At 34.0% G+C, this 25,869-nt stretch carries 27 protein-coding genes; 9 read left to right on the plus strand and 18 right to left on the minus strand.

All coding sequences use genetic code 11. The annotated features are described in order from the left end of the window. Positions 1–20: 20 nt before the first annotated feature. Positions 21–581, minus strand: a complete 561-nt coding sequence (locus F1Z66_RS02905; protein ID WP_159357529.1) for a cupin domain-containing protein — start codon at positions 579–581, stop codon at positions 21–23. Between the two features lie 552 nt (positions 582–1,133). Further along, positions 1,134–2,105 carry a hypothetical protein gene (locus F1Z66_RS02910; RefSeq protein ID WP_149862112.1) on the minus strand — a complete coding sequence of 324 codons (972 nt, stop codon included), beginning with the start codon at positions 2,103–2,105 and terminating at the stop codon, positions 1,134–1,136. A gap of 230 nt (positions 2,106–2,335) precedes the next feature. On the opposite strand from F1Z66_RS02910, the gene F1Z66_RS02915 reads away from it, so the two are divergent. After that, positions 2,336–2,815, plus strand: coding sequence for a universal stress protein (locus tag F1Z66_RS02915; protein ID WP_149862113.1), 480 nt, complete (start codon positions 2,336–2,338; stop codon positions 2,813–2,815). Between the two features lie 128 nt (positions 2,816–2,943). Here the strand turns inward: F1Z66_RS02915 and F1Z66_RS02920 are convergent, their stop codons facing one another. The 6 genes from F1Z66_RS02920 to radA all read right to left on the minus strand — a co-directional run bounded on the left by F1Z66_RS02920 (position 2,944) and on the right by radA (position 7,171). Next, the gene (locus F1Z66_RS02920; protein ID WP_195907456.1) at positions 2,944–3,261 is read right to left on the minus strand and encodes a hypothetical protein; all 318 of its coding nucleotides are present in this window, start codon (positions 3,259–3,261) and stop codon (positions 2,944–2,946) included. 650 nt (positions 3,262–3,911) lie between these two features. Beyond that, entirely contained in the window at positions 3,912–4,688 is a 777-nt protein-coding gene (locus F1Z66_RS02925) for a ribosomal RNA small subunit methyltransferase A (RefSeq protein ID WP_149862115.1), read from the minus strand. Between the two features lie 66 nt (positions 4,689–4,754). Further along, positions 4,755–5,357, minus strand: a complete 603-nt coding sequence (locus F1Z66_RS02930) for a DUF655 domain-containing protein (protein ID WP_230207422.1) — start codon at positions 5,355–5,357, stop codon at positions 4,755–4,757. Between the two features lie 44 nt (positions 5,358–5,401). Next, positions 5,402–5,773, minus strand: a complete 372-nt coding sequence (locus F1Z66_RS02935) for an RNA polymerase Rpb4 (protein ID WP_149862116.1) — start codon at positions 5,771–5,773, stop codon at positions 5,402–5,404. A gap of 19 nt (positions 5,774–5,792) precedes the next feature. After that, entirely contained in the window at positions 5,793–6,077 is a 285-nt protein-coding gene (locus F1Z66_RS02940) for a 50S ribosomal protein L21 (RefSeq protein ID WP_149862117.1), read from the minus strand. Positions 6,078–6,145: 68 nt separating this feature from the next. Next, positions 6,146–7,171, minus strand: coding sequence for a DNA repair and recombination protein RadA (gene radA / locus F1Z66_RS02945; protein ID WP_230207423.1), 1,026 nt, complete (start codon positions 7,169–7,171; stop codon positions 6,146–6,148). Positions 7,172–7,338: 167 nt separating this feature from the next. On the opposite strand from radA, the gene F1Z66_RS02950 reads away from it, so the two are divergent. The 3 genes from F1Z66_RS02950 to hemB are packed head-to-tail and all read left to right on the plus strand — an operon-like array spanning position 7,339 to position 10,386. Further along, entirely contained in the window at positions 7,339–8,028 is a 690-nt protein-coding gene (locus F1Z66_RS02950) for a precorrin-2 dehydrogenase/sirohydrochlorin ferrochelatase family protein (RefSeq protein WP_149862118.1), read from the plus strand. Next, positions 8,025–9,311: a glutamyl-tRNA reductase gene (gene hemA, locus F1Z66_RS02955; RefSeq protein WP_149862119.1), complete on the plus strand. Its 1,287-nt coding sequence runs from the start codon at positions 8,025–8,027 to the stop codon at positions 9,309–9,311. The genes F1Z66_RS02950 and hemA overlap by 4 nt, the downstream gene beginning before the upstream one ends. Further along, a complete protein-coding gene (gene hemB, locus F1Z66_RS02960; RefSeq protein WP_230207424.1) occupies positions 9,298–10,386 on the plus strand; it encodes a porphobilinogen synthase in 1,089 nt (362 codons plus the stop codon). Before hemA ends, hemB begins: the two co-directional genes overlap by 14 nt. 54 nt (positions 10,387–10,440) lie before the next feature. Here the strand turns inward: hemB and F1Z66_RS02965 are convergent, their stop codons facing one another. Both F1Z66_RS02965 and F1Z66_RS02970 read right to left on the minus strand, forming a co-directional pair. Then, positions 10,441–11,355, minus strand: a complete 915-nt coding sequence (locus F1Z66_RS02965) for a 6-bladed beta-propeller (RefSeq protein WP_159357530.1) — start codon at positions 11,353–11,355, stop codon at positions 10,441–10,443. A gap of 109 nt (positions 11,356–11,464) precedes the next feature. After that, positions 11,465–12,064: a hypothetical protein gene (locus tag F1Z66_RS02970; protein WP_149862121.1), complete on the minus strand. Its 600-nt coding sequence runs from the start codon at positions 12,062–12,064 to the stop codon at positions 11,465–11,467. Positions 12,065–12,724: 660 nt separating this feature from the next. On the opposite strand from F1Z66_RS02970, the gene F1Z66_RS02975 reads away from it, so the two are divergent. Genes F1Z66_RS02975 through F1Z66_RS02990 form a run of 4 tightly spaced genes read left to right on the plus strand, consistent with a single transcriptional unit; the run spans position 12,725 to position 16,653 of the window. Further along, entirely contained in the window at positions 12,725–14,023 is a 1,299-nt protein-coding gene (locus F1Z66_RS02975) for an aspartate aminotransferase family protein (RefSeq protein ID WP_149862122.1), read from the plus strand. Positions 14,024–14,030: 7 nt separating this feature from the next. Next, positions 14,031–14,987 (plus strand): hydroxymethylbilane synthase, encoded by a 957-nt coding sequence (gene hemC, locus F1Z66_RS02980; protein ID WP_255437883.1) that lies wholly within the window; start codon positions 14,031–14,033, stop codon positions 14,985–14,987. Further along, positions 14,984–15,751, plus strand: a complete 768-nt coding sequence (cobA, locus tag F1Z66_RS02985; protein ID WP_149862124.1) for a uroporphyrinogen-III C-methyltransferase — start codon at positions 14,984–14,986, stop codon at positions 15,749–15,751. Before hemC ends, cobA begins: the two co-directional genes overlap by 4 nt. A 44-nt stretch (positions 15,752–15,795) precedes the next feature. Next, positions 15,796–16,653: a uroporphyrinogen-III synthase gene (locus F1Z66_RS02990; RefSeq protein WP_149862125.1), complete on the plus strand. Its 858-nt coding sequence runs from the start codon at positions 15,796–15,798 to the stop codon at positions 16,651–16,653. Positions 16,654–16,735: 82 nt separating this feature from the next. On the opposite strand, the gene F1Z66_RS02995 is transcribed toward F1Z66_RS02990, so the two are convergent. From F1Z66_RS02995 to sufB, 3 genes are all read right to left on the minus strand, one after another. Continuing rightward, positions 16,736–17,059: a Rieske 2Fe-2S domain-containing protein gene (locus tag F1Z66_RS02995; RefSeq protein ID WP_149862126.1), complete on the minus strand. Its 324-nt coding sequence runs from the start codon at positions 17,057–17,059 to the stop codon at positions 16,736–16,738. Between the two features lie 89 nt (positions 17,060–17,148). Continuing rightward, a complete protein-coding gene (locus F1Z66_RS03000) occupies positions 17,149–18,657 on the minus strand; it encodes a SufB/SufD family protein (protein WP_149862127.1) in 1,509 nt (502 codons plus the stop codon). Between the two features lie 49 nt (positions 18,658–18,706). Next, positions 18,707–20,107: a Fe-S cluster assembly protein SufB gene (gene sufB, locus F1Z66_RS03005; RefSeq protein ID WP_149862128.1), complete on the minus strand. Its 1,401-nt coding sequence runs from the start codon at positions 20,105–20,107 to the stop codon at positions 18,707–18,709. Positions 20,108–20,285: 178 nt separating this feature from the next. Between sufB and F1Z66_RS03010 the strand changes: the two genes are divergently transcribed. Then, entirely contained in the window at positions 20,286–21,227 is a 942-nt protein-coding gene (locus tag F1Z66_RS03010; RefSeq protein WP_149862129.1) for a D-2-hydroxyacid dehydrogenase, read from the plus strand. A gap of 144 nt (positions 21,228–21,371) precedes the next feature. Here the strand turns inward: F1Z66_RS03010 and F1Z66_RS16370 are convergent, their stop codons facing one another. The 5 genes from F1Z66_RS16370 to F1Z66_RS03035 all read right to left on the minus strand — a co-directional run bounded on the left by F1Z66_RS16370 (position 21,372) and on the right by F1Z66_RS03035 (position 25,724). After that, positions 21,372–21,554 carry a DUF167 domain-containing protein gene (locus F1Z66_RS16370; protein ID WP_201448603.1) on the minus strand — a complete coding sequence of 61 codons (183 nt, stop codon included), beginning with the start codon at positions 21,552–21,554 and terminating at the stop codon, positions 21,372–21,374. A 908-nt stretch (positions 21,555–22,462) separates the two neighbouring features. Continuing rightward, a complete protein-coding gene (locus tag F1Z66_RS03020) occupies positions 22,463–23,056 on the minus strand; it encodes a hypothetical protein (protein ID WP_195907457.1) in 594 nt (197 codons plus the stop codon). A gap of 97 nt (positions 23,057–23,153) precedes the next feature. Continuing rightward, positions 23,154–23,657, minus strand: a complete 504-nt coding sequence (locus F1Z66_RS03025) for a COX15/CtaA family protein (protein WP_201448604.1) — start codon at positions 23,655–23,657, stop codon at positions 23,154–23,156. A 38-nt stretch (positions 23,658–23,695) separates the two neighbouring features. Then, complete coding sequence (locus F1Z66_RS03030) at positions 23,696–24,223, minus strand: cupredoxin domain-containing protein (protein WP_149862132.1); 528 nt, start codon at positions 24,221–24,223, stop codon at positions 23,696–23,698. After that, a complete protein-coding gene (locus tag F1Z66_RS03035; protein WP_149862133.1) occupies positions 24,192–25,724 on the minus strand; it encodes a cytochrome c oxidase subunit I in 1,533 nt (510 codons plus the stop codon). Before F1Z66_RS03035 ends, F1Z66_RS03030 begins: the two co-directional genes overlap by 32 nt. Between the last annotated feature and the right edge of the window lie 145 nt (positions 25,725–25,869).

Raw genomic sequence — 25,869 nt, forward strand, 5'->3', positions numbered from 1 at the left:
TATGACATATGAGCAAAGGATCATTTGGTATATATGCCAGTAAACTTTTCAATAATTGACTTGTGCTGTGGAAAAATAGTCAACAAGTCAGACCTTATTCCCAATTCAAAATCATCAAATTCGAATCCAGGGGCAACAGTACAGCCCAAGAGTGAAAACGATGTCTTGTCATCGACTTCGGCACAAAACCAGGTGTTCTTCTTGACCACATAATGAAATATGCAACCATCGGAAATATTGTTACCCAATTTTACCAATTTTGTCGTACTGTTTTCATTAAGTATGTACAAGGTTAAAGAACTGCCAAGATAAAAATGCCAAACTTCGTCTTGGTTCACCTTATGTAAAGGTGAAATTTGATTACCTTTGAGCAAATAAAAAATCAAGGTTGAGGATGGTCGGATTTTCGTGCCCGATATTATCTTAGTAGGATCAGATTTATCGGATAAAGTGGAAGATGACTCTTCACGATAGGAAACCATATTGATAGATCGATAAGTCTCTTTGTAATAACCACCTTCGAATTTATGCTTTTTAAGTTTCAATTTCTTTATCAAATCATTTGCTTCTATACTATTCATCTTAACACCTTTCATTACTATTTAAAAGGCTAGTCTTAATAAATAACATTATGACAGGAAATCTTAATTATTCAATGTATACTATTGAAGAAGGGTATACACACCTTTCACCAAATAATGGCCAAACTTCATATACCTTTATTTGCTTAATGTTACCAATTATTATAATTATAAGACTCTAAAGTATTTAGAAATGAGATAAAAGATATCGCCCCATACAAAAAAATCAAAAGAAAAATAAAAGACAAACTACAAATCTATCTGAAACCCTATTTATTTTTCTAGAGGAGTGTCATCGATAATTTGGCTATTTTGGTGATATTACCAAAAACTGCATTTCCAAAGGTATCGCGATTAGACTTATATTGTATTTCTAAAAAACCAAAATAAAAAATAGCATCATTAGATTTTTTTGAAATATGATATTATTATAAAATCAATCAATATTAAATCGCGTAGTTTATTAATTTAGTTTGCATTTTTAAATGGATCGTAAAATTGAGACTTTGATCCTGGCTGCCAATGTCAATCTTATTTATTAAAGTCAGATTTCTAATTGTTTAAGTTGGACAAAGAAATGTCATGTACTCCCTGCGGGATAGCCAAATCCAATAATGTCTTTTCTGATATATTTCTCATTTTTACGTCCTCTACAGGATTTCCATCAATGTACGCTTGAATAGGAACCATTTGAACAGGCATAACTTCTAATGATAACGCTCCAGGATAAGGATAAATATTATTTATAGTAAAATCGAATTTGTCTGTAGTAATATTATAACTCATAGAGTCTATTTGTATTAAGCTGGAAAACTTGTACCCCAAAACCTTGGAAGTTGTAATGTTTACAATGCTATAGTCATCTATTTTCATATCGCCTATATCACCGCCGACACAGCTGTAGAAATAGACCATATCCTTTATTGCAGGATCTGGAACAAATGTAAACTGCCTAGTTTCATTTGGCTTCAACACAGGGATTAATGTCCTTACAGAGTCGATCTGGCTACTATTTTTATCATTAACAATAGCAAACAAGGTAATATTGTTTAACTGAACTAGACCAGTATTTGTAATATTCCCATATAATTCCTTATTCGGGCCTTGTGGAAGAACAGGGTAATTCAAATTAATAGTATTTATTTTAGTATAAGGCAGAGTAACATTCTCGCTCTTGTAAATAAATGGTGCAGAGTTAATCACATCGGGATAAATAGTAGAATTTATCATAAATTTGAACGGAAATGGCTCATTATTTTCATATAAAATTGAGTTATAGGGTCTCTCAACCAAGATTTCTTCTTCACCCGTAAAGTTATTAATCGTTAGCAATCCAACCGAAACGTTTTGAGGAAAATTTTGAGAGTCGGATTTTGCTACAGACCCGCCTACTATAACAGTATTATTGTCATTACTCAAATATTTGAAAGAATTTTTGACGTATGCTCTAGGATTATCAATATTGGTAGAGTTATTATGCTTTTCTGAATAAGCATTTGAATTATAATTAGACGAAGACGTCAAACACACAAATATAGCGAGACTAAATAATCCGAATAGAATGTGATTGTAGTTTTTTGACAATCATAATGTAAAGTGCAGAATTCAAAATATAAATTTTGTCATACTACAAAGACCTCTTCTGAATTTCAGATATCATGATCGATTAAAAAATTGATCCCTCAAACGTTTGGCTACGTATAAGATCATATTTGTTTATATAGGTTTTAGGCCAATTGAAATAGCAGGAAAAGGTGAACAATCAAGAACATTTCAATGGGTATAACAAGATCTTAGTTCCAATAGATGGATCTCCAAATTCAAGGAAGGCAATATCATATGGAATTGGAATGGCTCAAAGATATGGTTCTGATCTAATAGTACTTCATGTTTTGTATTCACAATCGGGTTTTGTTTTTCACAACGGAACAGCAACTGGAACCATCACAACGAGCTCGCTGGATGACCTAAATGCTGAAGCTAAGGCTGAAGCAAGAAAATGGTTTGATGAAATCAATGAAACTGCAATGAATAAAGGTGTAAAAGTTAAAACTGAAGTTGTGTTGTCTGTAATTTCTATCGTAGAAGCCATATTAACGTATTCGGAAAAAGAAAACATAGATTTGATCATAGTTGGTTCAAAAGGCAGATCTGGATGGAAAAAACTGATTTTAGGTAGTGTTGCTTCAGGAATATCTACATATGCACATTGTCCTGTATTGATTGTAAAATAGTTTCTAATATTTTTACTATAAGACTGGTTTACCTTGGGGATTTTTAACCAGATTTGCCACCTTAGAGTCAAATACCAAAGCAAATGTGACCAGAAATTGGATGGTTATTCTTCCGCATTTCCTATATACTATGACAGACGATATGTTATAGATACAATCATCATCAAGATCAAGGTTATTGTAAGAAGTCCAAACATTACAAAAGGAATGTATCTTCCCATACCCATCCCCGTCGAATTTTTTACTAGGATGAATTTGTGTTGGCCTCCATTTAGTACATGAAAATATACTACTAAAGATAGAGAGCCAGAAATTAATATCACAAATCCTGAATATGAATAGATATATGACCCTACATCAAGATTAGAAAATAGTCCGTATAGCACCAATCCACTGAAAATTGATACGCTAGACACAATAATAACAAGTCTACGTATTTTAGGCAATATAGAAGATAAGTTGCCAGTCTTATTCGAAGGCCTAATAATGAAGATAACGATAAGAGTTGTGCTCCACCATAAAATAGAAAATATCATATGTATACTAATCACAAATGCAACGGGTTCACCGGACAATACCAAAACACGATAATTTTCTCTATTTCAAATTTCTAAATGTTTCTGATTAGTTTCGCACTAGCAAACTAAATAAAACTAAAATAATTATCATGTTGACTCTCTAAGTTAATAAAACAACACAATAAATGTATGCAATAAATAACATTTGTTTTGGATCAAAGATTGAATACTTTTCTCTCCTTTATAACACTTTAAAGTAGTCAAACATCATACCTTAACTACACTTTAATTAACATACAAAAAAGATAATGAAAATGATTTATCTTTTAATTGACATAGCATACAGCAATAACTTTTTTCAACCACAAGAGATAAGATCTTTTGTTTTATGTAATACCGCAGTAACTTATTCAGTAGGGTATACTCTGATCGGGATTAATAATTAACAAATATCTATAACAGATTATGTCAATGCAAACTCGATCTATCCATAAAAAGTTTAATAATTATATAGTAATGTGAGACTGTATTTGTATCTCCCGTGCTATCATTTTGTTAAAATATTCTCGATTGGATAATCAATGTATTGTAACAGTTTCCCTGACATTAGCCTTTAATTCCATGGTCAAATTCAAGATATTGTAAGGTGGCAAATTCGCTATCTTACTTGATTTAACGTCAGAATATTTATTTGGATCTATATTCGATTCGTAATTTTTGTTTAGATAATTTATGACAAATGAAACAGTTTTTTTTCGAAATGAAAACAAGAATTGAATATTATCTATAGTATTCTTAGATAATGATAGAGTTTTAGGACACAGTTCTATTAATTGTGAATCAACTTTGGGTATTGGATTAAAAGATGTACGAGGAATATCCATCAGAATTCTTGTTGAAAACCTATTTTGACATATTACAGATATTGCCCTATAATTTTTGTCTCCAGGTTTTGACAGAAGTTTATTTACAAATTCCCTTTGCAGCATTATGATTCCCTTTTTAAAATTTTTTTGACAAAGCCAAGAAATAGCCCTTCTACTCTCATAATAGGGCAAGTTAGACACGAATATATCAAAGGATATGCCTAGTTTTTCATTTAAACCATCTCCATTTACCATATCTAAGTTTTTAAAATGCAGATTCTCCTTGCAATAGGCATATAACAAAGAATCTAACTCAAATGAATGAACAGATTTCGATACTTTACACAATTCGTGTGTTAAGCTGCCCCTCCCCGAACCAACTTCATATACAATATCATCGACAGTAATTTTGGACAATTCAATAATCTTTCTTACTAATTTAGGATTGGTAATAAAATTTTGTCCTAGATAAGAACCGGTTTTTTTCATTTATGCTTTACGTATCATCTAGTGTACTATAATTTTGGCAGTAGAAATTTCAATATGCGATAAAGATTATTTTCTAACAAATATATTCATTCGAGTTTCTCCGGAGATCTCATCATAAATTCGCTTGGCTATTAATTTAGTTCCCTCTCGTAATCCAGTTCGGTTTTGTAAATCCAAAAAGGACTCGAATTTGTGTTTATCACGTTCGTCTAGAATGGATTTCATGTAAGTCTTGCCAATTCCTGGGATAAGCTCCAATGAATGCACCCGAGGAGTCATGGGTTGGGCAGAATTGAAATATTCTATAAATCTCTGCTCATTAACATTTACAATCTTTTCGATAACTGTGGGCAATTCATTCTTTGCTGATTGAGAAATATGATTATAATCGAGCCTGCCCAAAACGCTTATTATTTTCTCCCTTCCATCTTTTCCTATATAAAGACGTTCTCCTATGCTGAAACTCTCGTTATTAGATCCCAATAATTCTAATAAGGTTAAATGCTCCTCACCTATTGCGTGAACTATTACACCTTCGCGCATTCGCACAATCGAAGATTTGCCATTTTGCATATAATCTAGAATATAAGCATATTCTTCAAATTTTCGTGGTGAAAAATGGTCACCATGTCTTCCATGATTATCTCTATTTGAATTGTACCTTGACAAAATATATTTTACCTTTACAGTTATTATTAGAAGTGACTTTTTATTTAACTTTCAATATTTGATCGAGGTTGTGACGATTCATCATTATCTCCAGAGTTTGACAGAAGTATTGATTTTATCTTTTCCAATTTTTCAGTTACAATTAATTTCTTCCATCCAAAAGTAAATGCCCTCAATTCTTCAATGGATTTAGGCATAACGTTCATGAGCTCGACCGATTCTTCATTTGTTAAATCACCTTCTGCAACAAGTCGTTCAAGCATTACTTTGGATATATCGTAATCAACCTTTGAGAATTTTTTTGAATAATCATACGTCCACCTCTGAATTTGATCCATTTCCTCAGCAGGGATGGTCTCTAAAATTTTTTTTACCTCAGATAAAGTTATAATTTCTTTTTTTATTACTTCGGTCAATTATAAACACACTTTTTTTTCAAGTTGTAATTGGCCTTATGTGATTAAATTTTGTTTGTAGATATTTTGGTTTACTTCCAAATTTGACCATCACCCTTAAAGTACGTCTTCCCACCTCTTCCACAATACCTATTTTTCCCTGAAATCTCCTATGAGGCATCGTATTATGCTCGCTCGGATCGATATCAACTACAACCTTGTCACCAGGCTTGTACTCGATGAGTAAATATGACACGCCGGTAATCTTGTTTGATTTTGTGAGTATTGATCTAGATTTTCTTCTTGTTCCGTGTGATGATGGCATAACAAAATAGATTGTGTATACCCTAATAAAAATTATTTACAGACCCTTACTGATGTTTTTGACAAAAATTAAGCAGGATCAATTACTCCTGACTCGTCAACTGTAAAGACTATTTCACTTTCAGGATGGTTGGGAGAATCCACCATTCTTGCAATTCTATTTCTATTAGATTTTCTAAGAAAGACTCTATAGGTACTAGAATGAGCGAAGATATTTCCTCCAGCAGCCTTGAATGAAATATTTCCAAATCCAGTATCAGGGGTAGATTGTACCTGGTTAGTCACTAAAACTACAATTTGGTGAGTTTGAGCTATCCTCATTAAAGTATGAATTAACTTATTCAACCGTTGTTGTCTTATTGCAAGAGATGATAAACCCAGAAACTCTGAACGATATAATGCAATCGCAGAGTCCAGTATTATCAACTTAATATTGTGGGAATCAATAATTTTGCTTGATTCAGACAAGATCAGTTCGAGATGAGAACTGCTAAAAGCTTTGGCAACGATGATATTGTCAAGTATAACAGAAGGATCCTGATTTCTCAAGGAACTTATTGCTGCAATTCGTTCCGGTCTAAAAGTATTCTCGGTATCTATGTATAGAGCGCCACCATTCAGCCCTCCGTGATTTTGATCGAGCTGAACCGTCACACAAACAGTGTGACATAGCTGGGTCTTACCTGTCCCGAACTCTCCGTATACTTCCGTTATTGCATTGGCCTCTATTCCACCTCCAAGTAGATTATCAAAATTTTTGGATCCAGTAGATATCTTGCTTATTTTTTTTCTCCTATCATATAATGCAGTAGCACGGACAAAGCGCTTCTCAACTATTCCAATACTTTCAAGAAATGAAATTGCTTGGTTATAAATAAAAAGAGAGTCGTCTTTAGAAATTCCGGACCTAGTAGATAGTGCGTTCGGTCCATCTATTACTATATCCTTTAGCGAACCAAAACCTGCATTTAATAATTGAGAAGCTAGCTCGTTAGGTAGATCTTCCAATAGCTTGATAGAAAGCTGACCCCCAGTAGATTTTTTGTCATTTGAAGGTTCGGCAGAATCAGTATGAGAATCAGAACCAAGGTCCAAAGTATAATAAACTTTGTCATTCCCAATATTTCAATAATTCTAAATATTATCATGTAAAAATAATGAAATGGCTCAAGCATATGAGTGAAAGGAATAAAATTTTCAACTAACTCCATTTTTGTCAGGAATAAGGAAAAAACTCTAATAGATTAAAGTATTAATAAGTCATGCTAGATGTGATTGTAGACCTAAACCTTACCGATAAGAATATTATAGTTGTTGGTGCAGGCCGCGAAGGGGTGAAAAGGATATCTACACTCATAAAACATGGTTCCAAAATTATCGTAATTAGCGAAGATGTTGATAAATCAATCTTTGAGATAGAAGGCGGCAAATATCCGCTAATTATTTTCAGGAGAAAAATCCATGATGCAAATTTTCTCAATGAGTTCAAAGATACATTCATGGTAGTGGCGGCAACTAATAATTTGTCCTTAAACAAGATGATAATTTCCAAGTCCAAAGAGAGTCATGTTTTAACTTACGGTTTGGACTCAACAACTTCTCAATTAGGTGATCTATCGTTCGCCTCTTTCATAAATATAGAGGAGTCAATCCAGATAGCAGTATCCACATTCGGAAAAAGTCCGTTGATGAGCAAAATAATAAGAATGAAAATTGAAAAGTATTTAAAAAATATAATAGGGCAAGAAGACATATTAAACATAAAAATTCAAGAATTTGCCAGAGACCGAGCGAAAAAAGTCATTAAGAATCAAAATGAAAGAAAAAGATTCTTGTATGGCTTATTTTATGACCAAGAAATTCAAGAATTGATCACAAAAAAAAACATTGATAAAGTCAAAGAATTAATTATCAACACATTAGATAAATGGGAGGGGAATAATATCAGATGACTCTATACTTGGGGGCACAATCTACACAATTCGTCAATTTAAGAGTAACATTCAAAAACTCCCCAATTCACATCTTAGAAAAATTCGCATTTAGCGATATGTTTAATGCTCATCAATACATGCTAAACTCTTCTGAATTAAATGAGTGCATAATTTTACAAACTTGCAATAGAGTGGAGGTTTATGGTGTTGGATCGGATCCGCAGTTTGAAAATATAATAAAGAGATGGTCGGATTTAGTCGATTTAAACTTAGACCAGGTAAGAGACAATATTGTTGTAAGCCAAGGAGAGGACGCCATACGTCACCTTGTAAAGTTGACCTCAGGGCTAGACTCTCTTGTAGTAGGAGAGGATCAGATATTGGGTCAGGTAAAAAGATCTTTAGATTTTTCAAGAAAAAATGGATTTGCAGGTCCAAATCTAAATGCATTATTTGATAAGACAATAAAAATTGGTAGTAAGGTAAGAATTTTAACAGGTATTAACAAAGGCAGTACTTCTGTTGGATCAATGGCTGTTAACCTGGCCTATGAGTATTTTGACGATATTAAAGAGAAGGAGATACTATTAATTGGTTCTGGAGAAGGAGCTAGTCTCGTGGCCAAGTCATTAAAGCAACGAGGTATGAAATTTTTTGTAACTAGTAGGACTTTTGAACGCGCAAGGTCATTTGCAGACACAGTTGCAGGCGCTCCAATTCCCTTTGAGTCAGCATTAGAGAAACTAAATGAAAATATTGATATTGTATTCATATCTACTGTTGCACCTTATTATCTGCTGACTTACGAAAGAATCTCCAATATGATGAAAAATAGAAAGAAAGGATTAATGATTTTTGACTTGTCGAATCCAAGGACAGTTGAAGACAAGATAGCTACATTGAATAATATCAAATTAGTTAATATGGACCAAATATCTGAGATTGTAGAGAAAAATGTTGGTAGAAGAAAGAAAGAGATCCAATCTGCTGAAAAAATAATTGATGAAGAAATAATAACTATCAAGGAAATGCTAAAAAGAAAAAGTTCTGAACCAGCAGTCATAACAATATTTAAGAATGCAGATTCCATAAGAAATAAGGAACTCAAAAAGGCTTTATCCTTAATTGGTAATAGAATGACTGAAAATGACATTAGAATTTTAGAACAATTTTCTTATGCCTTAGTAGAAGGGATTTTGTCAACACCAATGAACAATTTAAGAAAAGAATTTTCAAATAACAAGAATGAAAATGAATTAATAAATTTAGCATTAAAACTATTCAACTATGAAAAACCTTAGTAGTAAGGGTTCGAAAATTAAAAACATTAAAAGATCCAAAAATATAGAAATTGACAAGTCAATGGCTATGGCCAATTCAAATTATCTGAGTTATAAAATATTTCCAAAGATGCGGTTAAGGAGATTGAGAAAGAACCTTGCTATTAGAAATCTATTTCAAGAAGTAAGACTAAATTCAAAAGAATTAGTTTTACCTTTGTTTGTACAAGAAGGAATTCAAGAAAATCTACCCATTGAAGCAATGCCTGGTGTTTATAGATATTCTATCAATACAGTATTAAAAGAAATAGAAGAATGCATAAAAATTGGAATAGAATCAGTTGTTTTGTTTGGACTACCATCACATAAGGATTCTTTTGGAAAAAGCTCATATGCCGATAAAGGCATTATTCAAAATACAATCAAGGCTATAAGAAATAGTTTTGGGGATAAAATTGTAATAATAACAGATGTTTGCTTATGTCAATATACGTCTCACGGGCACTGTGGAATCATCACAGGAAATCAAATTGACAATGATAAGACCATACTAACACTTGCAAAGATTGCATTAAGTCATGCAGAAGCAGGAGCTGATATAGTGGCCCCTTCAGCAATGATGGACGGTCAAGTAAAGGAGATACGAGACTCATTAGACGACCATGGATTCACAGATAAATTGATCATGGGATATGCCGCAAAACAAGCATCTTCTTTTTTCTCTCCATTTAGAGATGCGGCTCATTCAAGCCCAGAATTTGGAAACAGGCAAACATATCAAATGAATTATGCAAATCCAAGAGAGGCTAAAAGAGAGATTGAGTTTGATATTGAGGAGGGAGCTGATGTATTAATGATCAAACCCGCTTTATCGAATTTAGATTTAATATATGAGGCAAAGAAAAGTTTCCTGCATCCTATTGCTGCATACAGTGTGTCCGGCGAATATTCCATGATAAAGGCAGCTTCCCTTAATAATTGGTTGGACGAGGATGCAGCCATAACCGAGTCCCTTAGTTCGATCAAACGAGCTGGAGCAAACATAATAATAACATATTATGCAAAAAGGATGGCACAGATATTAAGTTCAAATTAACAAATTAACAAATTATAGATGCTTTCTAATTTATCTCATATATATTAAAAAAAATTATGGGATTGGATAGAACACATGAACATCTGCATCTCTACCGTCTGCTACATAGACATCACCTTGAGAATTGAGTGCTATTCCTACGGGATTTTCAATTCTCTCGTGTGATGAACCGGTGTTGCCAAACTGAGTTATATAATTTCCATTGTTATCAAAGACTTGAATTCTATTATTACCACTATCGGACACGTAAACGTTATTGGATAGATCAATTGCAACATCTATTGGTTGTTTAAATTGACCATTACCTGTTCCAAAAACACCGAATTTCATTAAGAAATTACCTGATGGATCAAATTTTTGGACACGGTTGTTTGTAGAGTCAGTGACAAAGATATTTCCATTAGAATCTACTGCCACATCGGCAGGATTGTTAAATTGACCGTCACCTGTTCCAGGTGAACCAATACTCATTAAGAAATTGCCATTATGATCAAATTTTTGTACGTTTGTATTCTCACCAAAATCTGTCACATAAAGATTATTTTCTTTATCAATGCCTACACCCCCGGGACTAATAAACAATCCCGGACCCAATCCAAACGATCCTATGGAACGGACAAAGGACCCATTATTAGTGTATTCCTTTACCGCATATGTAGGGTTACCAAAATCTGCAATAAAAATATGGTTGTCAGAATCTACTGCAATGCCGGAAGGATTGGTGAAATATTGGGGGCCATTTCCAAATGTTCCAAAACCCAAAATGAAGGTACCGTTAGGAGTAAACTTTTGAATCATTTTGGTGGTGTAACCGGCAAAATCTGAAACATATACATTATCTTCAGAATCTATACCAATGCCAGATGCCTGATTAAACTGACCCTGTGCTACACCCTTCTCACCCCACATGGTTTTGTGAGCAAATTCCAAGGCGTATGCAGGTAAATTATAGGTAGACGATATCAACAAACTAAAGGTTAGCATGCATAATAAAGCAAATCGAGAAAACCTCATCGCGTAATATCAAACTATCATTATTTAAATAGTTTTTCCAATGAATTTCAAAAAAATAAAAAAATTAATGAGCCAAAGTGCTATGGTTTGTGCCATTTGTCATTGAAACTTGATCATAGATTGATAGGTCGAATTCAGGGCTCTCGACTATTCCAAATATAGATGGCAATTCTCCAAAGTGGGCTTCTACACTCTTTGGATCCATCCAAATTGTCAAGATATTATTATTTGAAAATTTAATCGAGGTAGGAATGTCTAATGCAGGGCCATCTTTGAGACTCACAGTTGAAGTACCGTTATAGAAAGCAGAATTAGTATCTGTTTGCGATGATGAATTTAAGAGTGTAAAATCTGTTATTGTATGTGTATGCCTTCCAGAACCGTCTGGTCGAACCATTTCAATAGCGGCATTAAACGAAGCACCAGTATCATTACCCGATGTATCATTAGAAGAAGGCAAACTTGAACGCCATACGCCAGCTAGTACCCAACTAATTGTGCCATTCTTGTCTTCTGCGACTCCAGCAATTGGCCCAAAAACATATGTCTTGTCAAGAAAATCCAAAGGTAAGGCAGCCACAGTTAATATGTTAGATTTAAGTCCTAAAGATCCAAAACCAGTTATTAAGAAAGCAGTAAAGATTATTGCTATATAATTTTGCATTATGATAAATTCATCCTTGTTATTATTATCTTTTATGAATTTTTGTTATCATCGTTTAATTACTAAACACCATCAAATCATAAATCGCATTTCATAGATTAATAGCCTCAATATTGGTAAAGTATTCAAGCCAGATTGTTTTTCAGGCATGTTTGAAGATTAGCAGGACTTATCAAAATAAAAATTTTTTAGTTTTGTCGATAAAACGGACCAATAAATCAAGATAAATAACAGAACAAATTCTGAAACATCCGATGTAAAATACCAAGACAAAATCATTGAACTGTAGTTACTTTTTTAATTAGAACAGGTCGCTTTACAAACTTTCTAGCTTTTTCCAATATTCGAAAATAAGTAACCGTTTGATTGAATACCAGAGATATAACAAAAATCGATACGAGTATCACAGCGAGCAAAAAAGTTAGTTGCTGTAAGAGACTCATGTGTATTTTAGTATCATTAAGATATATATGTCTAATCTAAAATGCAAATATTCATTCTACCTTATTAAAACTATTCACAACTACGAGTCAAATCTGCTCAAAGATCTCAATGCAAATATCTAAATATTCAGGGATTGAACACGTATCAGTAGATTCGCTAAACAAATCTAGATAACGTATATCTACGACGGTAGAGAAATATGTATAATCAAGTTCCATGACTGACAGTACCTTTGATAAATCACGTAATTTGTTTGAAAGAGCAGTAAAACTTTTTCCCGGAGGAGTCAATAGTCCGGTCAGATACTTTCAACCACATCCTTTTTTTGTGGAATCAGCCAATGGAAGCAAATTATTTACAAATGATGGAAATGTATTGATTGATTATTGTTTAGGATATGGTTCAGTATTCCTAGGACACGGTAATCAAGAAATAGGTTCAGAAGTTAAACATCAAATTGAAAAGGGTAATCTTTTTTGCATCCCAACAGAGAAGGAGATAGAATTGGCAGAGGTATGTACAGAAATAATTCCCTGTGCTGAGATGGTTAGAATCATGAACACAGGTGCAGAGGCTACAATGCATTCCATAAGACTAGCAAGAGCTTTTACGAAAAAGACAAAGATTATAAAATTTGAGGGCGGGTACCACGGTGCGTATGATTATGTTCTTAACAAAGCAGGGTCCGGAGCTGCAGTGCAACAATACGCTGACGGGATCCTTAGCGAAAGCTCAGCCAAAACCATTACCATGCCATTTAACAATTTTGAAGCTTTAGAGTCGACTATAAAGAAAGATGAAAACCAGAATGATATTGCGTGTATTATTGTGGAGCCAGTTTTGGCAAATACAGGTCTAATTCTTCCTGAGAAAGAATATCTTAATGATTTAAGAAATATAACTAAAGAAAATAACATAGTATTGATTTTTGATGAAGTAATAACTGGATTCAGATTAGCATTAGGAGGTGCAGGAGAATTCTTTGGAATAAAACCAGACCTTGCAACATTTGCCAAGACATTGGGAAATGGATTTCCCATTTCCCTCATAGCAGGCAACAAAGAGATAATGTCAGGATTTGCGCCAAGTGGTTCGGTTTATCAGGCCAGTACCTTTGCAGGTAATCCAATATCAGTAACAGCAGCATTGAAGACATTAGATATACTAACCAATAAAAAAAATACAATTTATCCCAATGTGGCACGTACATGTGACAAGATGGTCAAGGCGATAAGAGATATCGTTGAAGGAAAGAAATTAAATGTTACCGTAAATTCAATTGGCTCCATGTATCAGTTATTCTTTACCAAGAATCCAGTTAGAGATTATGCATCCGTAAAAACGACTGATGGCAAAAGTTTTGACAGATTGTTTAGGACTTTGTTGAGTAAAGGTATTTTCATTCCCCCTTCGCCTTTTGAAACGTGTTTCGTATCGACAGTTCATAATGAAGAAGATTTGGAAAAGACTATTGACGCGTATGAATTTGCCCTATCCAAGGTGACGAACATTTAAAGAAATAATAGTTGCCACAAGAGGAAGCAAACTTGCCACTTATCAGACAGATATAATAACTTCATCTTTAAAAAGGATTCATAAAGGATTTCAATTTAAAACAGAAAAGATTAGTACTCAGGGAGATAGAGACACCAGACCATTTTATGCAATGAATCAAACTGGAGTATTCGAAAAAGAAGTAAATGAGAAACTATTAAGGTATGAAGCAGATTTTGCGGTTCACAGTCTCAAAGATTTGCATGCAGGTATATCGGATAAATTAGTTATCGCATGTATTCCAAAAAGAGAAAGACCAAATGACGTATTTATAAATAATTTTGATCAAAAAAAACTGGATCAACTCGTGCCAAATTCAATAATAGGAACCAGCAGTATAAGACGAGCCATCCAAATCAAGACTAAATATCCTCATCTGAAGATAAAATCAATAAGAGGAAATGTTGAAACAAGAATAAGGAGATCAAAGGAAAATAAATTTACAGGCATTATATTGGCAGAAGCAGGTATAGATAGATTGAAATTAAATAGTCAAATTACCCAGCGTCTAAGTACAAATATTTTTGTCCCAGCTCCAGGACAGGGTGCTTTGGCAATAGTATGCAGGAAGGACAGCACTGAAATTATCAAAATTTTAAAAAAAATCGAACATGAAAAATCTTCCAAAGAAATTGTAGCAGAAAGGACCATAACAGAATCAATAGGAGCAGGGTGCACTGTTCCTTTGGGTGCCTTGGCCTCCATCAAAACTAAGGAGAAAGTCATGTCATTGTCTGCAATTGTATACTCTATAGATGGGAGTAAAGTTGTTAAGGTAAATAAAAAACTTAATTTGGATAATCCACAAAAATTGGGGCGAATAGTTGCAAAAGAGTTAATTTCAAAAGGTGCCAAAGAATTAACAAAGGATTGGAATAATAATACTAATATGAATATCGATATTTTAAATGAGTTGATAGAATGAGTATAGACGAATTTTCAGGTATAGTATACATTTGTGGTGCCGGTCCAGGAGATCCAAAATTATTAACGTTAAGAGCTCTCGATCTTATTAAACAATCAGAGGTAATATTATATGATAGACTAGTTGGTGATGAAATAATTGATCTGTTTCCAAATGATGCTGAGAAGATTTATGTTGGGAGAAATGTAGGAGATCCTACAACACATCAGGACAAGACCAATCAATTCATGCTAAAATATGCTAAAATGGGCAGAAAAGTCTTGAGACTAAAAGGGGGAGATCCGTTTATTTTTGGAAGGGGAGGCGAAGAAGCAGAAATATTAAAAGAGAATAACATCCCATTTGAAATTATTCCAGGCATTACCTCTGGAATTGGCGCAGCAATTTATTCCGGCATACCCCTTACACACAGAAAATATGGTTCGACTGTTGCTTTTGTTACTGGTCACGAGGATCCTGACAAAAAAACACCAGAAGTAAGATGGGAAAAGCTATTACAAGCGGTTGATACTGTGGTCATATATATGGGAACAGAAAAGTTAAACATTATCATTGAAAAAATTAATACAGGAAACAACAATGCTAAAACACCTGTAGCAATAATCCAAAATGGAACACTTAAAAATCAAAAAATAATAAAAGGAACCTTGGAAGATATAGTCGAAATAGCAAGAAAATCAAAGGTAAAACCCCCAGCCATTGTGATAATTGGGAATATTGTAAAGCTTAATGAAACAATAAATTGGTTCGGTGATCACAAATAGTTATTTTTTGCTCAAATTTTCCCTGATCAGAGTGTACGCGTGACTTGCAAAAAGTAAATATCATTATAACAAGAGCATCGATATCTCAAGAGGATTTACCTAATTGGAATCATGATGGACAAATAAAATTTAATTATATCACCTTACCACTCTTATCATTTCAAAGAATTGATTCTAACGAAGTAAAATGCGCAATTGAAAGAATTAGACAAAACTACTATGATATAATAATCTTACTAAGCGCAAATGCTGTAAATATTTTTTTTGAAATATTGCGGGAACAACGCGATTTTAAAACTTTATTCAAGAATTTAACCAATATGAAATTTGTTGTTATAGGACCTAAGACAATGACGGCGTTATCAAAATATGGAATTACTTCAGAATTGGCTAATAACAACAACAGCAATTATTCAAGTTCAAAAATAATTCATTTCCTCATGAAACTAGAAGAGGAGAATAAACATAAAAAGAAAGACAAATTAACTAAAATACTATTGCCGAGAAGTGCAGAGTCTCTCAAGTCAGACAATTATATTAAACTCAATTTCGACACAATTTTTTTAGACCAAGTTTTATTTTATAAAATCAAGGACAAGACCAAATTAGGTAATTTTGAACAACTGGCAAAAATTGTCAACCGATCAAAAGATTATGAAAAAAATTTTATAATTTTTACGAGCCCTTCTGCAGTTAGGACTTTCTTTCAAGATATTATATCAGAACTGCCACAGGTAATAGGAATGAGAGATAAAGAGATACTCTATCATTTGAATGCTAGTGTTATACTATCCATAGGGCCAAAAACATCAATTGAACTCGAAAAACGAGGAATTGAATATAATGAATCTTCAAATCATACTGTAAAGGGTGTTTTTGAGTTGATCCGCAAATTCATTTAGAAAAAATAAGTCTTCTAATGTTACTATTCAAATTAGAAGTTACTATAAAACAAAATACAAATAATTTTAATAAATTAGACTTTTAAATCAATATAAATAGCTTGTTTTTTTCCTTTTTAATCTTGTAAATACGAAGAGGCTTTTCGGCTGGGAGATTTAAGGCATCACCACTTTTTAAGTCGAAGGATGACAAATGTAATGGACATGTGACCCTTTTTTCAGACTCATCGAGGAAACCGCCTGTAAGATCTACGTAAGCATGAGTACATATACGATCAGATGCTACAAATTCACCATTCAAATTTAAAATCATTATTTTCTTATCCTCATAGTCAAAATCAATCATTTCTCCCTTTTTAAGACTCAGAAATTGAGTGATATCAACCCACTTTTGTATTTCAGACATATTCAAGTCGAACCTGATTAAATGTAGAACTACTGAATGAAGTAAAATTCATCAGTAATGGAATAAAATACAAGATCCCAAAATTGTTATTATCTGTATTTGTAGTGTTTTTCAAATATATCAGCGGTCTCCTTATAGCGAGACTTTTCAACTTCCAAAATTTGTTCCATTACTTCATCACCTTTCAACAACAATGGTTTTCCAGTCCATTTATTTTCGAATAAATAACTAATCCAAGCTCGTATAAATGGGCCCATCTTCCGGGATAAAGGTTCGACAAAACCGTTGATGATTTCGCGTTTTGCACTTTCCCGATCCAATCCCTTACACATTAGATAGAAAATCTGTTCCTCATCAATTTGGGAAACAGATGCGGAATGAGTGGCCTTCACTTCATTAGTTTCAATTTCTAATCCAGGTATTGCATCTGCTTGTGCTCCCTTGTTTAATAAAATAGCATGTCCTGCTAAGTAAGCTTCCGAAGTCTGCGCATCCTTTCGGATCTTAATCATACCTTTAAACAAGGATTTGGCAGAATCTTTTACAATAGATTTAACCAATACTCTGCCTCGCGTACTAAATCCAGAATGATCAAGATTAGATGAAATATCAAAGAGTTGGTTATTTGTACCAAATACGATTTGAACATCTTCAGATTGAGCACCAGAACCATTCATAACACTGTCTGTTTTGAATCTACTAAGCAAACTACCAAACATTCCAGAATACCAAGATATCTTTGCATCCTTTTCAACAAATGCCTTCCTATTTGACACACATATAGAGTCAGAGTTCATTGCTTGAAGAGTAATAAATTCTAATTCCGCAGTAGGTTTTAGATGGCATCCCAGATATTCAAAGTAACATTCTTGGAAAGGCTTACCCATCATATTCACATCTTGATCTATCGTCGCTCCTTTTACGACACTTTCACCTTCTCTCGTATGCGACAATTTATTTCGCAAATTATACATAGAAGATAAAGACGCCGAATAGAGTTCTTGAACTATCGTTGCCTTAGAACCCACCTCCGATACTACAATATTTCTACATATAGATGAAGTACTATCTCCTTTCAAAGAATAAACTACGCGGATTGGATCTTCAATTATCATATTTCTTGGAATATAAATAAAAAATCCAGATTGAAATGCAGATGATCCTAATGTAAGATATCGATCTTCCTCATAGTTAACCGAATCATCAATCAGGTATTTTTTAATCAGTTCGGGCTGACTTTTCAGGGCATCTTGAATAGTAGAGATGACGAGCCCCTTTTTTGACAATTCATCTGGAACAAATATGTGCATAGCAGTTGATCCAACCATAAGAATACTTGGTGAAGACTTTATCTCCTCCAAGCGTATTTTGAGATCATCTGAAACAAAAGATGTTTGTGTGTTTGAAAAATAGACTTTACTGGGTTCTAAAACCGTGAGTCCAGTATACTTTGAATAGAGAGGCGAAACTTCTGACGGCAACTTAGTAAATTTTGAAATAATTGATTTTCTAGAAGACTGTACCCATTCAGGTTCATTATTTTGCTCAGGTAGTATTTCAGTGATATTGTTTTCTGATAGTAATGATAGTGGTATCAATCAAATCATCCTCAAATTGTAATAATGTGTAAATAAAAAGTAGGTATTATTAACCTACTGAGCCTTCCATTTCCATTTTTACCAGTCGATTCAATTCGACTGCATATTCCATTGGTAGTTCCTTTGTAAAAGGCTCCATGAAACCACCGATTATCATGCTCAATGCATCGGATTCTGAATATCCCCTGCTCATCAGATAAAATATTTGTTCATCACCAATCTTACCCACTGTTGCTTCGTGAGTGATCGTTGCATCCTCCTCATTAACTTCTACATAGGGATAAGTGTCTGTCCTTGAAAACTCGTCTAACAAAAGAGCATCACATCGAACGTTGGATTTAACACCATAGGCTCCTTTGGCTACATGAAGCAGTCCTCTATAGGTAGTTCGCCCAGAATCCTTGCTGACAGATTTGCTTGTAACCCTCGAAGTTGTATTTGGTGCAAGGTGAACTACCTTAGCACCTGCATCTTGATGCTGTGAGTCTCCTGCAAATGCCACCGAGACGATTTCAGCATGTGCATTTTTACCAAGCATGTAAACTCCAGGATATTTCATTGTCAATTTACTTCCCAGGTTGCCATCTATCCACTCTACAGATGCGTTCTCATATGCGTAAGCCCTCTTTGTGACCAAGTTATACACATCCTTACTCCAATTTTGGATTGTAGTGTAACGGATCTTTGCCCCTCTTTTTGCAACTAATTCTACAACCGCAGAATGCAAAGATTCAGTCGAATAAACCGGAGCAGTACATCCTTCTATATAGTGTACATCAGCACCCTCATCAGCTATAATCAAGGTTCTTTCAAATTGTCCAATATTTTGTGCATTTATCCTAAAGTATGCTTGCAATGGGAGATCGACCTTTACATTTGGAGGGACGTAGATAAATGATCCTCCAGACCAAACTGCACTATTAAGCGCGGCAAATTTGTTATCTTCTGGTGGGATAACCTTACCAAAATGCTTCTTAACTAAATCAGGAAATTTCTTCACCGCTGTATCTGTATCAAGAAATATTACACCTTGCTTTTCAAGGTCCTCTCGAAGGTTATGGTAAACAACTTCAGATTCATATTGAGCTCCTACTCCTGCTAGAAATTTTCTTTCTGCTTCAGGAATACCTAATTTTTCAAAAGTATTTCGCACTGACTCTGGAACATCATCCCAACTCTTACTTTGTTTCTCCGCAGCTTTAGCATAATAATAAATATTTTGAAAATCTATATGAGATAAATCACCGCCCCAATTTGGCATCGGTTTACTATTAAAAACATCAAAAGATCTTAGCCTGAAATCACGCATCCAGTCAGGTTCTCCTTTCATTTTACTTATTTCCTCGACAGTACCCCTCGAAAGACCTTTTTTACTTAAATAGACATAAATCTCAGTTGAATCCTTAAAATCATATTTGCTGTAATCCATATCTAATTCTTTTGCGGTCATAGTGTTCATAACGGCGTTATGGATTATAAATATTTTTATTAAAAACATTATAAATCAATCAAATTTATATAAATAACATCTATGTTGATTGAAATTTATTAGGCCTACCTAATAACAGAAACAATTGGACTGATATAAAAAGTAATCAATATATTCCTACACGAAAGAGTTTTCACATATGCAGTTAGAAGGCAATGTAATAGTATGTGATACAATTGATGAAAAAGGATTAGGAATATTAAAAAATGCGGGATTACATGTAGAATATTTACCAGAAATTACAAATCAAGATCTCATTTCCAGAGCGAAAGATTACGATGTAATTATAGTCCGTAGTAGGACAAAAATAACAAAAGATGTTATTGTTAGTGCAGTCAAAGCTAAAATCATAGCAAGAGTTGGGGTAGGGTTGGACAATATAGATGTCAATGAAGCACAAAAGAGAGGTATTGAGGTAATCAATGCTGGTGAAGCCTCAGTAACTGCAGTCTCAGAACTGGTTTTAGGATTTATGTTTTCATTAAGTAGAAACATACCAATAGCAAATAATGCAACCAAGAATGGTAAATGGATTAAAAAAGACCTAATGGGGGGAGAGTTGAAAGGTAAATATTTAGGAATCATAGGTCTGGGAAAAATTGGCAGAAATGTTGCAAGATTAGCAAGAGGTTTAAGAATGAATCTTATTGGCTATGATGTAGTTCCCATAGACAATAGTTTTACTCAGGAAGTATCGCTGATAACTACTGACTTGAAAACACTATTAGAAAGTTCAGACTTTGTTACTTGTCATGTACCTTTTACTGAACAAACCAAGCACTTGATAAATAAGGACATGTTATCAAAAATGAAAAAAAATGCATTTTTAATTAATACGTCTAGAGGTGAGGTAATCGATGAACAAGCACTTATAGAATGTTTGAAAAATAAAAGAATTGGTGGAGCGGCTTTGGATGTATATGAAGTAGAACCACCAACAAATAAAGAATTGCTAGAGTTGGATAACATTATATGTACTCCCCACATAGCCGCCCAAACTAGAGAAGGACAAGAGCTTGCGTCCATGGTTATTGGAGAGAAAATTGTTCAAAAACTATTGGAAAAACAAATAGACAACTAATTTCTATTTAACATGAGGGTTCTATAGTTAGAATCATTTTAAGTCGGGATTAAAAAATGATTAAAATGGAAATTTTCAATATGTAGATCGAATTTGACTTCAAATAGATTTTATTTACTTACATGAGTTTTTAAAATTTTGAGGTCATAATTCATTTTGAATTTTCACACTTTTAGTAATGCTAAATTTGCCATGGATAATCTCGATGTTGGATGATTTTACATTAAAGTATTTTGACAACTTTTTTATAATCTCTTTGTTTGCCCTTCCTTTTATAGGTAATACATTTATAGAAATATCTATTTCCATAGCATTTTCATTAATCACCAATTTTTGAATCTGGCTAAATCTAACCCTAACTTTATAGACCTTTGATATCTTGATTCTCCCCTACCATTATAAGAAAACATATTTTAAGTTTGTGTGCAATGCATATCTTAGTAAACACTCAAGTTTGTTACAAGAACACATATTACCACTCAATTTATTGTCAAATGTAGGCTCAATCAGCCTAACCAAAAAATATCAAGAAACATCATAACATGGGTTTTTTGCAAGATTGTAGTGCGACTCCAAGATATTACTACCGGATTTATTTAAGTACGATATAAAAATTTCATAAATTTGTCTGATAATGAATTAGCAGAAAATGGATAAAAAGAATAGTTGACAATATATCGATTTAATTACATAATATTTATTGGGTTACGTATTCCACACTTGCAAAATATTAACAATAGTTCACTTCTGCATAAAGATTTTGTATTCTCCTTTTAAAATATCATACTCACCAATTTTTAGAAGCATACTAATATGATTTAGGTAATACAAATGTTTATTTCAATATTTAAAATTTAGAAAAATAACAATCTATCTCATATTGTCTATTAAATCTCTTTTGAACGTTTGTCTGGCCTTATTTAAATATAGATAAAAAGAAGCAATAGCAAAGCTAGCAATACCACCAACGATAAATATATAATTCAATGTAATAACAGCTAGCAATGAAACAATTAAAGTATTAATTATGAATATAATAGTAATTTTCTTTAATTTATTCATATGAATATAGTATCACAATATAATATAAATACATCTAGGAATCATCGTTTATTATTTTCGTCTCATGAGCTCTGTCTATGGAAGATTCTGTAATCAAGAATGTGGATAATAATGTTTTTAATAAAGGATTAAACAAATAATATGCCATCTTAATTTATTGAATCTTTAATACTCTAACTTGATGTCTTATTTTTTCGCCTTTGTTTTAATATCCATACAATAGTAACCGTAATTATTAAAAGTATACTAAAGATAATTCCATATGTTGTCAAAGTAGAAATTAATCCATAGGTTTCAGAAATGGAAAGGTTAAATACGGCTCTTTCACAATTGCAACCCATATTATTTGTAAGCATTATTCTCTCTTCGGGTATCGCATCAGATCCATGTGGACGGGCTGCATCCTCGTTTAAGATACTTAAAACTACCTGATAATTGCCACTTTTATTGAAGGTATATGGTACATCAAAATCACCAATTGCCAAATTAGTCCATGGATAAAGATAGATACGGTGGCCGTCTGCTGAGTAAATTTCAACCATCACAAAAATGTTTGAAACATCATTGCCCTTTGTATCTTGAATACTAAAAAGAATTCTAGATGACTCATTTGGTCTTGCATATTCAGGCATTAATTCCTGATCAATATGATACTTATTTCCAACACCAAAGCTCTCACTGTTGTAATAAGTTATGTGATCAAAATGTCCATCCACATTCTGAAACGGGGAACAAATAAAGCAAATCACATTTATTACTAATATCAAGATACAAAAAGATATAAGAGTTAATTCCATTTTCACCCTATAAACTATTTTACCATTATTATACTACACTTGGATTGCCACTATATATAAAAAGAACTTAAAGATTAACATTTGAGGGATGATCTGGGGTTGAAAGGCTGGCTGGGTTTTGAGATTTCAGTTTTTGATTAGTATAAAAGATATTTATTACAACATATATCATACTACTAAACAGTATCAAACCTAAAGCCAAGTGTGCAGTAACCAAGTCAGCATGCAATTTCTCATTGATAACAATGGCACCCAGAGTTATTTGTCCCACAACTGCAGCAGCTGCGATTACTGAGAATATTTTAGTAGACTTTAGAGAATTTCGTCCTCTTAGTACAAAAGCCATGGTCAAGAAAACTACCAAACCGGTTGTGGCCGCAAGTGTTCTGTGAATATATTCAATTATGAATTCATATGAAGGGACTAATCCCTGAGGACATAATGGCCACTGAGGACATGACAAACCAACACCAGAGGAACTAACATATCCTCCAAGAGTCATTAAGCTGAATAGAACACAAAGAGATCCTACTGAAAAAATTTGAAGAAATTTATCATAATTAGTCTTCATATTTGATAAACGGCGATGGGCTAAACCAGACTAAAAAATTATTGTACTGTTAAAGTTCCTTTCATGAAGGGATGAACAGTACAATGGTAATCATAGTCATTTGCATCAAGACTTGCCGTATCGATTTTTCCTGATTCACCAGCCATGATAAGACTTGTGTCAAATAGTTTTCCCGAGTTTGGATCTTCTGGCCCTGTACCGCTAGTAACTGTATGAGGGACAGTATCATCATTGGTCACTGTTATTACATCTCCTTTTGACACAGTAATAGTATCAGGCTGATAAGATGGATTACCTTGTGTTGCCGCTCCAGCCGGAATAGAGATTGAGGTAGCTGAGGCAGCTGCAGGAGCTGACCCTCCACCAGAAGTAGATGCTTCCGATCCTGTCGTTGCAGGAGGTGCAGGTGGAGGCGCGGATACAGGTGGAGGCACACTTGCGGTATCATGCCAGTGGAATATTGCAAGGTATCCTACGAAAATCAAAGGGATGATGATCATCACCAAACCCTTTGCGAATCGCTGGGGTGATGTTCTAGTGATGTGGTTCTCGTCTGGCGTAGTCATAGTAATATTCAACTCCGGTTCCTAATCCGAATGGGTCCTTTGTATCAGCTAGTTTACCAAACATTGTGGACTTTATCATGTTGTAAAGGAATATCGCCATTCCTGCTCCCATCATCCATCCTCCAAACGTTGCTATCTGATTCATGATTATCAGCTCTGGTATAGGCAAATAGTCAACGACTCTTCTAGGCATTCCATATAGACCTAAGATGTGCTGGACTCCAAATACGAGCACAGCCCCTACAAAGAGTAATACAAAATGTATATTCGCCAACTTTGTGTTATACATACGTCCAGTTATCATTGGGAACAAATAGTAAATGAATCCAAAGAATCCAAAGGAAATTGTACCCATAATAAACAGGTGCATATGCCCTACCACCCAGTAGCTGTCATGTGTGAGAAAGTCAAGCGGCATGGCAGTATTTACGACACCACCCGCCCCAGCAGAGAAGAATAGCAATATTCCCCCAACTGCAAAGAGCATTGGTGCCGCAAACTTAATTCGCCCACCCCACATAGTAGCTAGGAAATTAAACACGTGCATAGCAGACGATGGCACTGCAGCCAATGTTCCCACCATGAAGACAGTTTTTTCAGTAAAGCTCATACCCACGGCAAACATGTGATGTGCCCATGAGCCAAAGCCAATTACCGCTATAACTACCAGCGCTATTACACCAGAATAGTAGCTGAAAAGAGGCTTTCTGGAAAATGTAGGAATAATTTCATACATCATTCCGATAGCCGGCAGCGTAAATATGTAAACCTCTGGATGGAATGTAAACCAGAACAAGTGTTGATATGCTATTGGATCTCCTCCCATCTCAGCGTTAAAGAATCCAGTAACGCCCAACCTATCTGTATAAAGCATAACTAGCGATGCAGCAAATGTCGGAATAGCGACTATAATCATCATAGATGTGACAAGAGTAGCCCAACAGAACAAAGACATTTTCATCAAGGGTAGATCAGGATGTTTCATCTTAAGCATAGTAACAGTAAAGTTTATAGCTCCTAAAACTGATGATAAACCTAAAATTTTCAAACCAACTATCCACATATCCGCCGCAGGGCCTGGAGCCTTCAAGATAGAATAAGGTGGATAGGCATTCCAAGTTGTATCAGAAAATCCCGCCCAAATTAAGATCATACATGGTGGAATCATCCAAAAAGCTACAGCATTAAGCTTTGGCCAAGCCATATCTTTATACCTGACCATAATAGGAACTAGGTAATTACCTACTCCTGCTGCAAATGGAATTAACCACAAAAATAAAAGTGTTGTTCCGTGTACCGTGAAAAATCTCGAAAAATCTGCTTGGCCGGAAAAAACTTGCAGTCCTGGCAAAAATAATTCTGCTCTGATTGCCATTGCTAGACCGCCTCCAGCAAACAACGCCACCATTGAGGCTATAATATATAATAAGCCAATATCAGTATGGTGGGTAGAAAATATAATCTCCCATAAAGGACGAGGTTTTTTTAATTCTAGTACCATTTTCTCGCTATTAGCACCCCTATAGTCATAAAATCAGAATGAGTCTATAAAAGCATTTGGATTATGATAGTTTACAATATCGTCTAAAATATATTATACAGCATAAATAAAACGAATTTTCTAAAAGAAATAGTATTTTTAATAT

The organism is Candidatus Nitrosocosmicus agrestis, assembly GCF_008389435.1.
GTDB classification, from domain to species: domain Archaea; phylum Thermoproteota; class Nitrososphaeria; order Nitrososphaerales; family Nitrososphaeraceae; genus Nitrosocosmicus; species Nitrosocosmicus agrestis.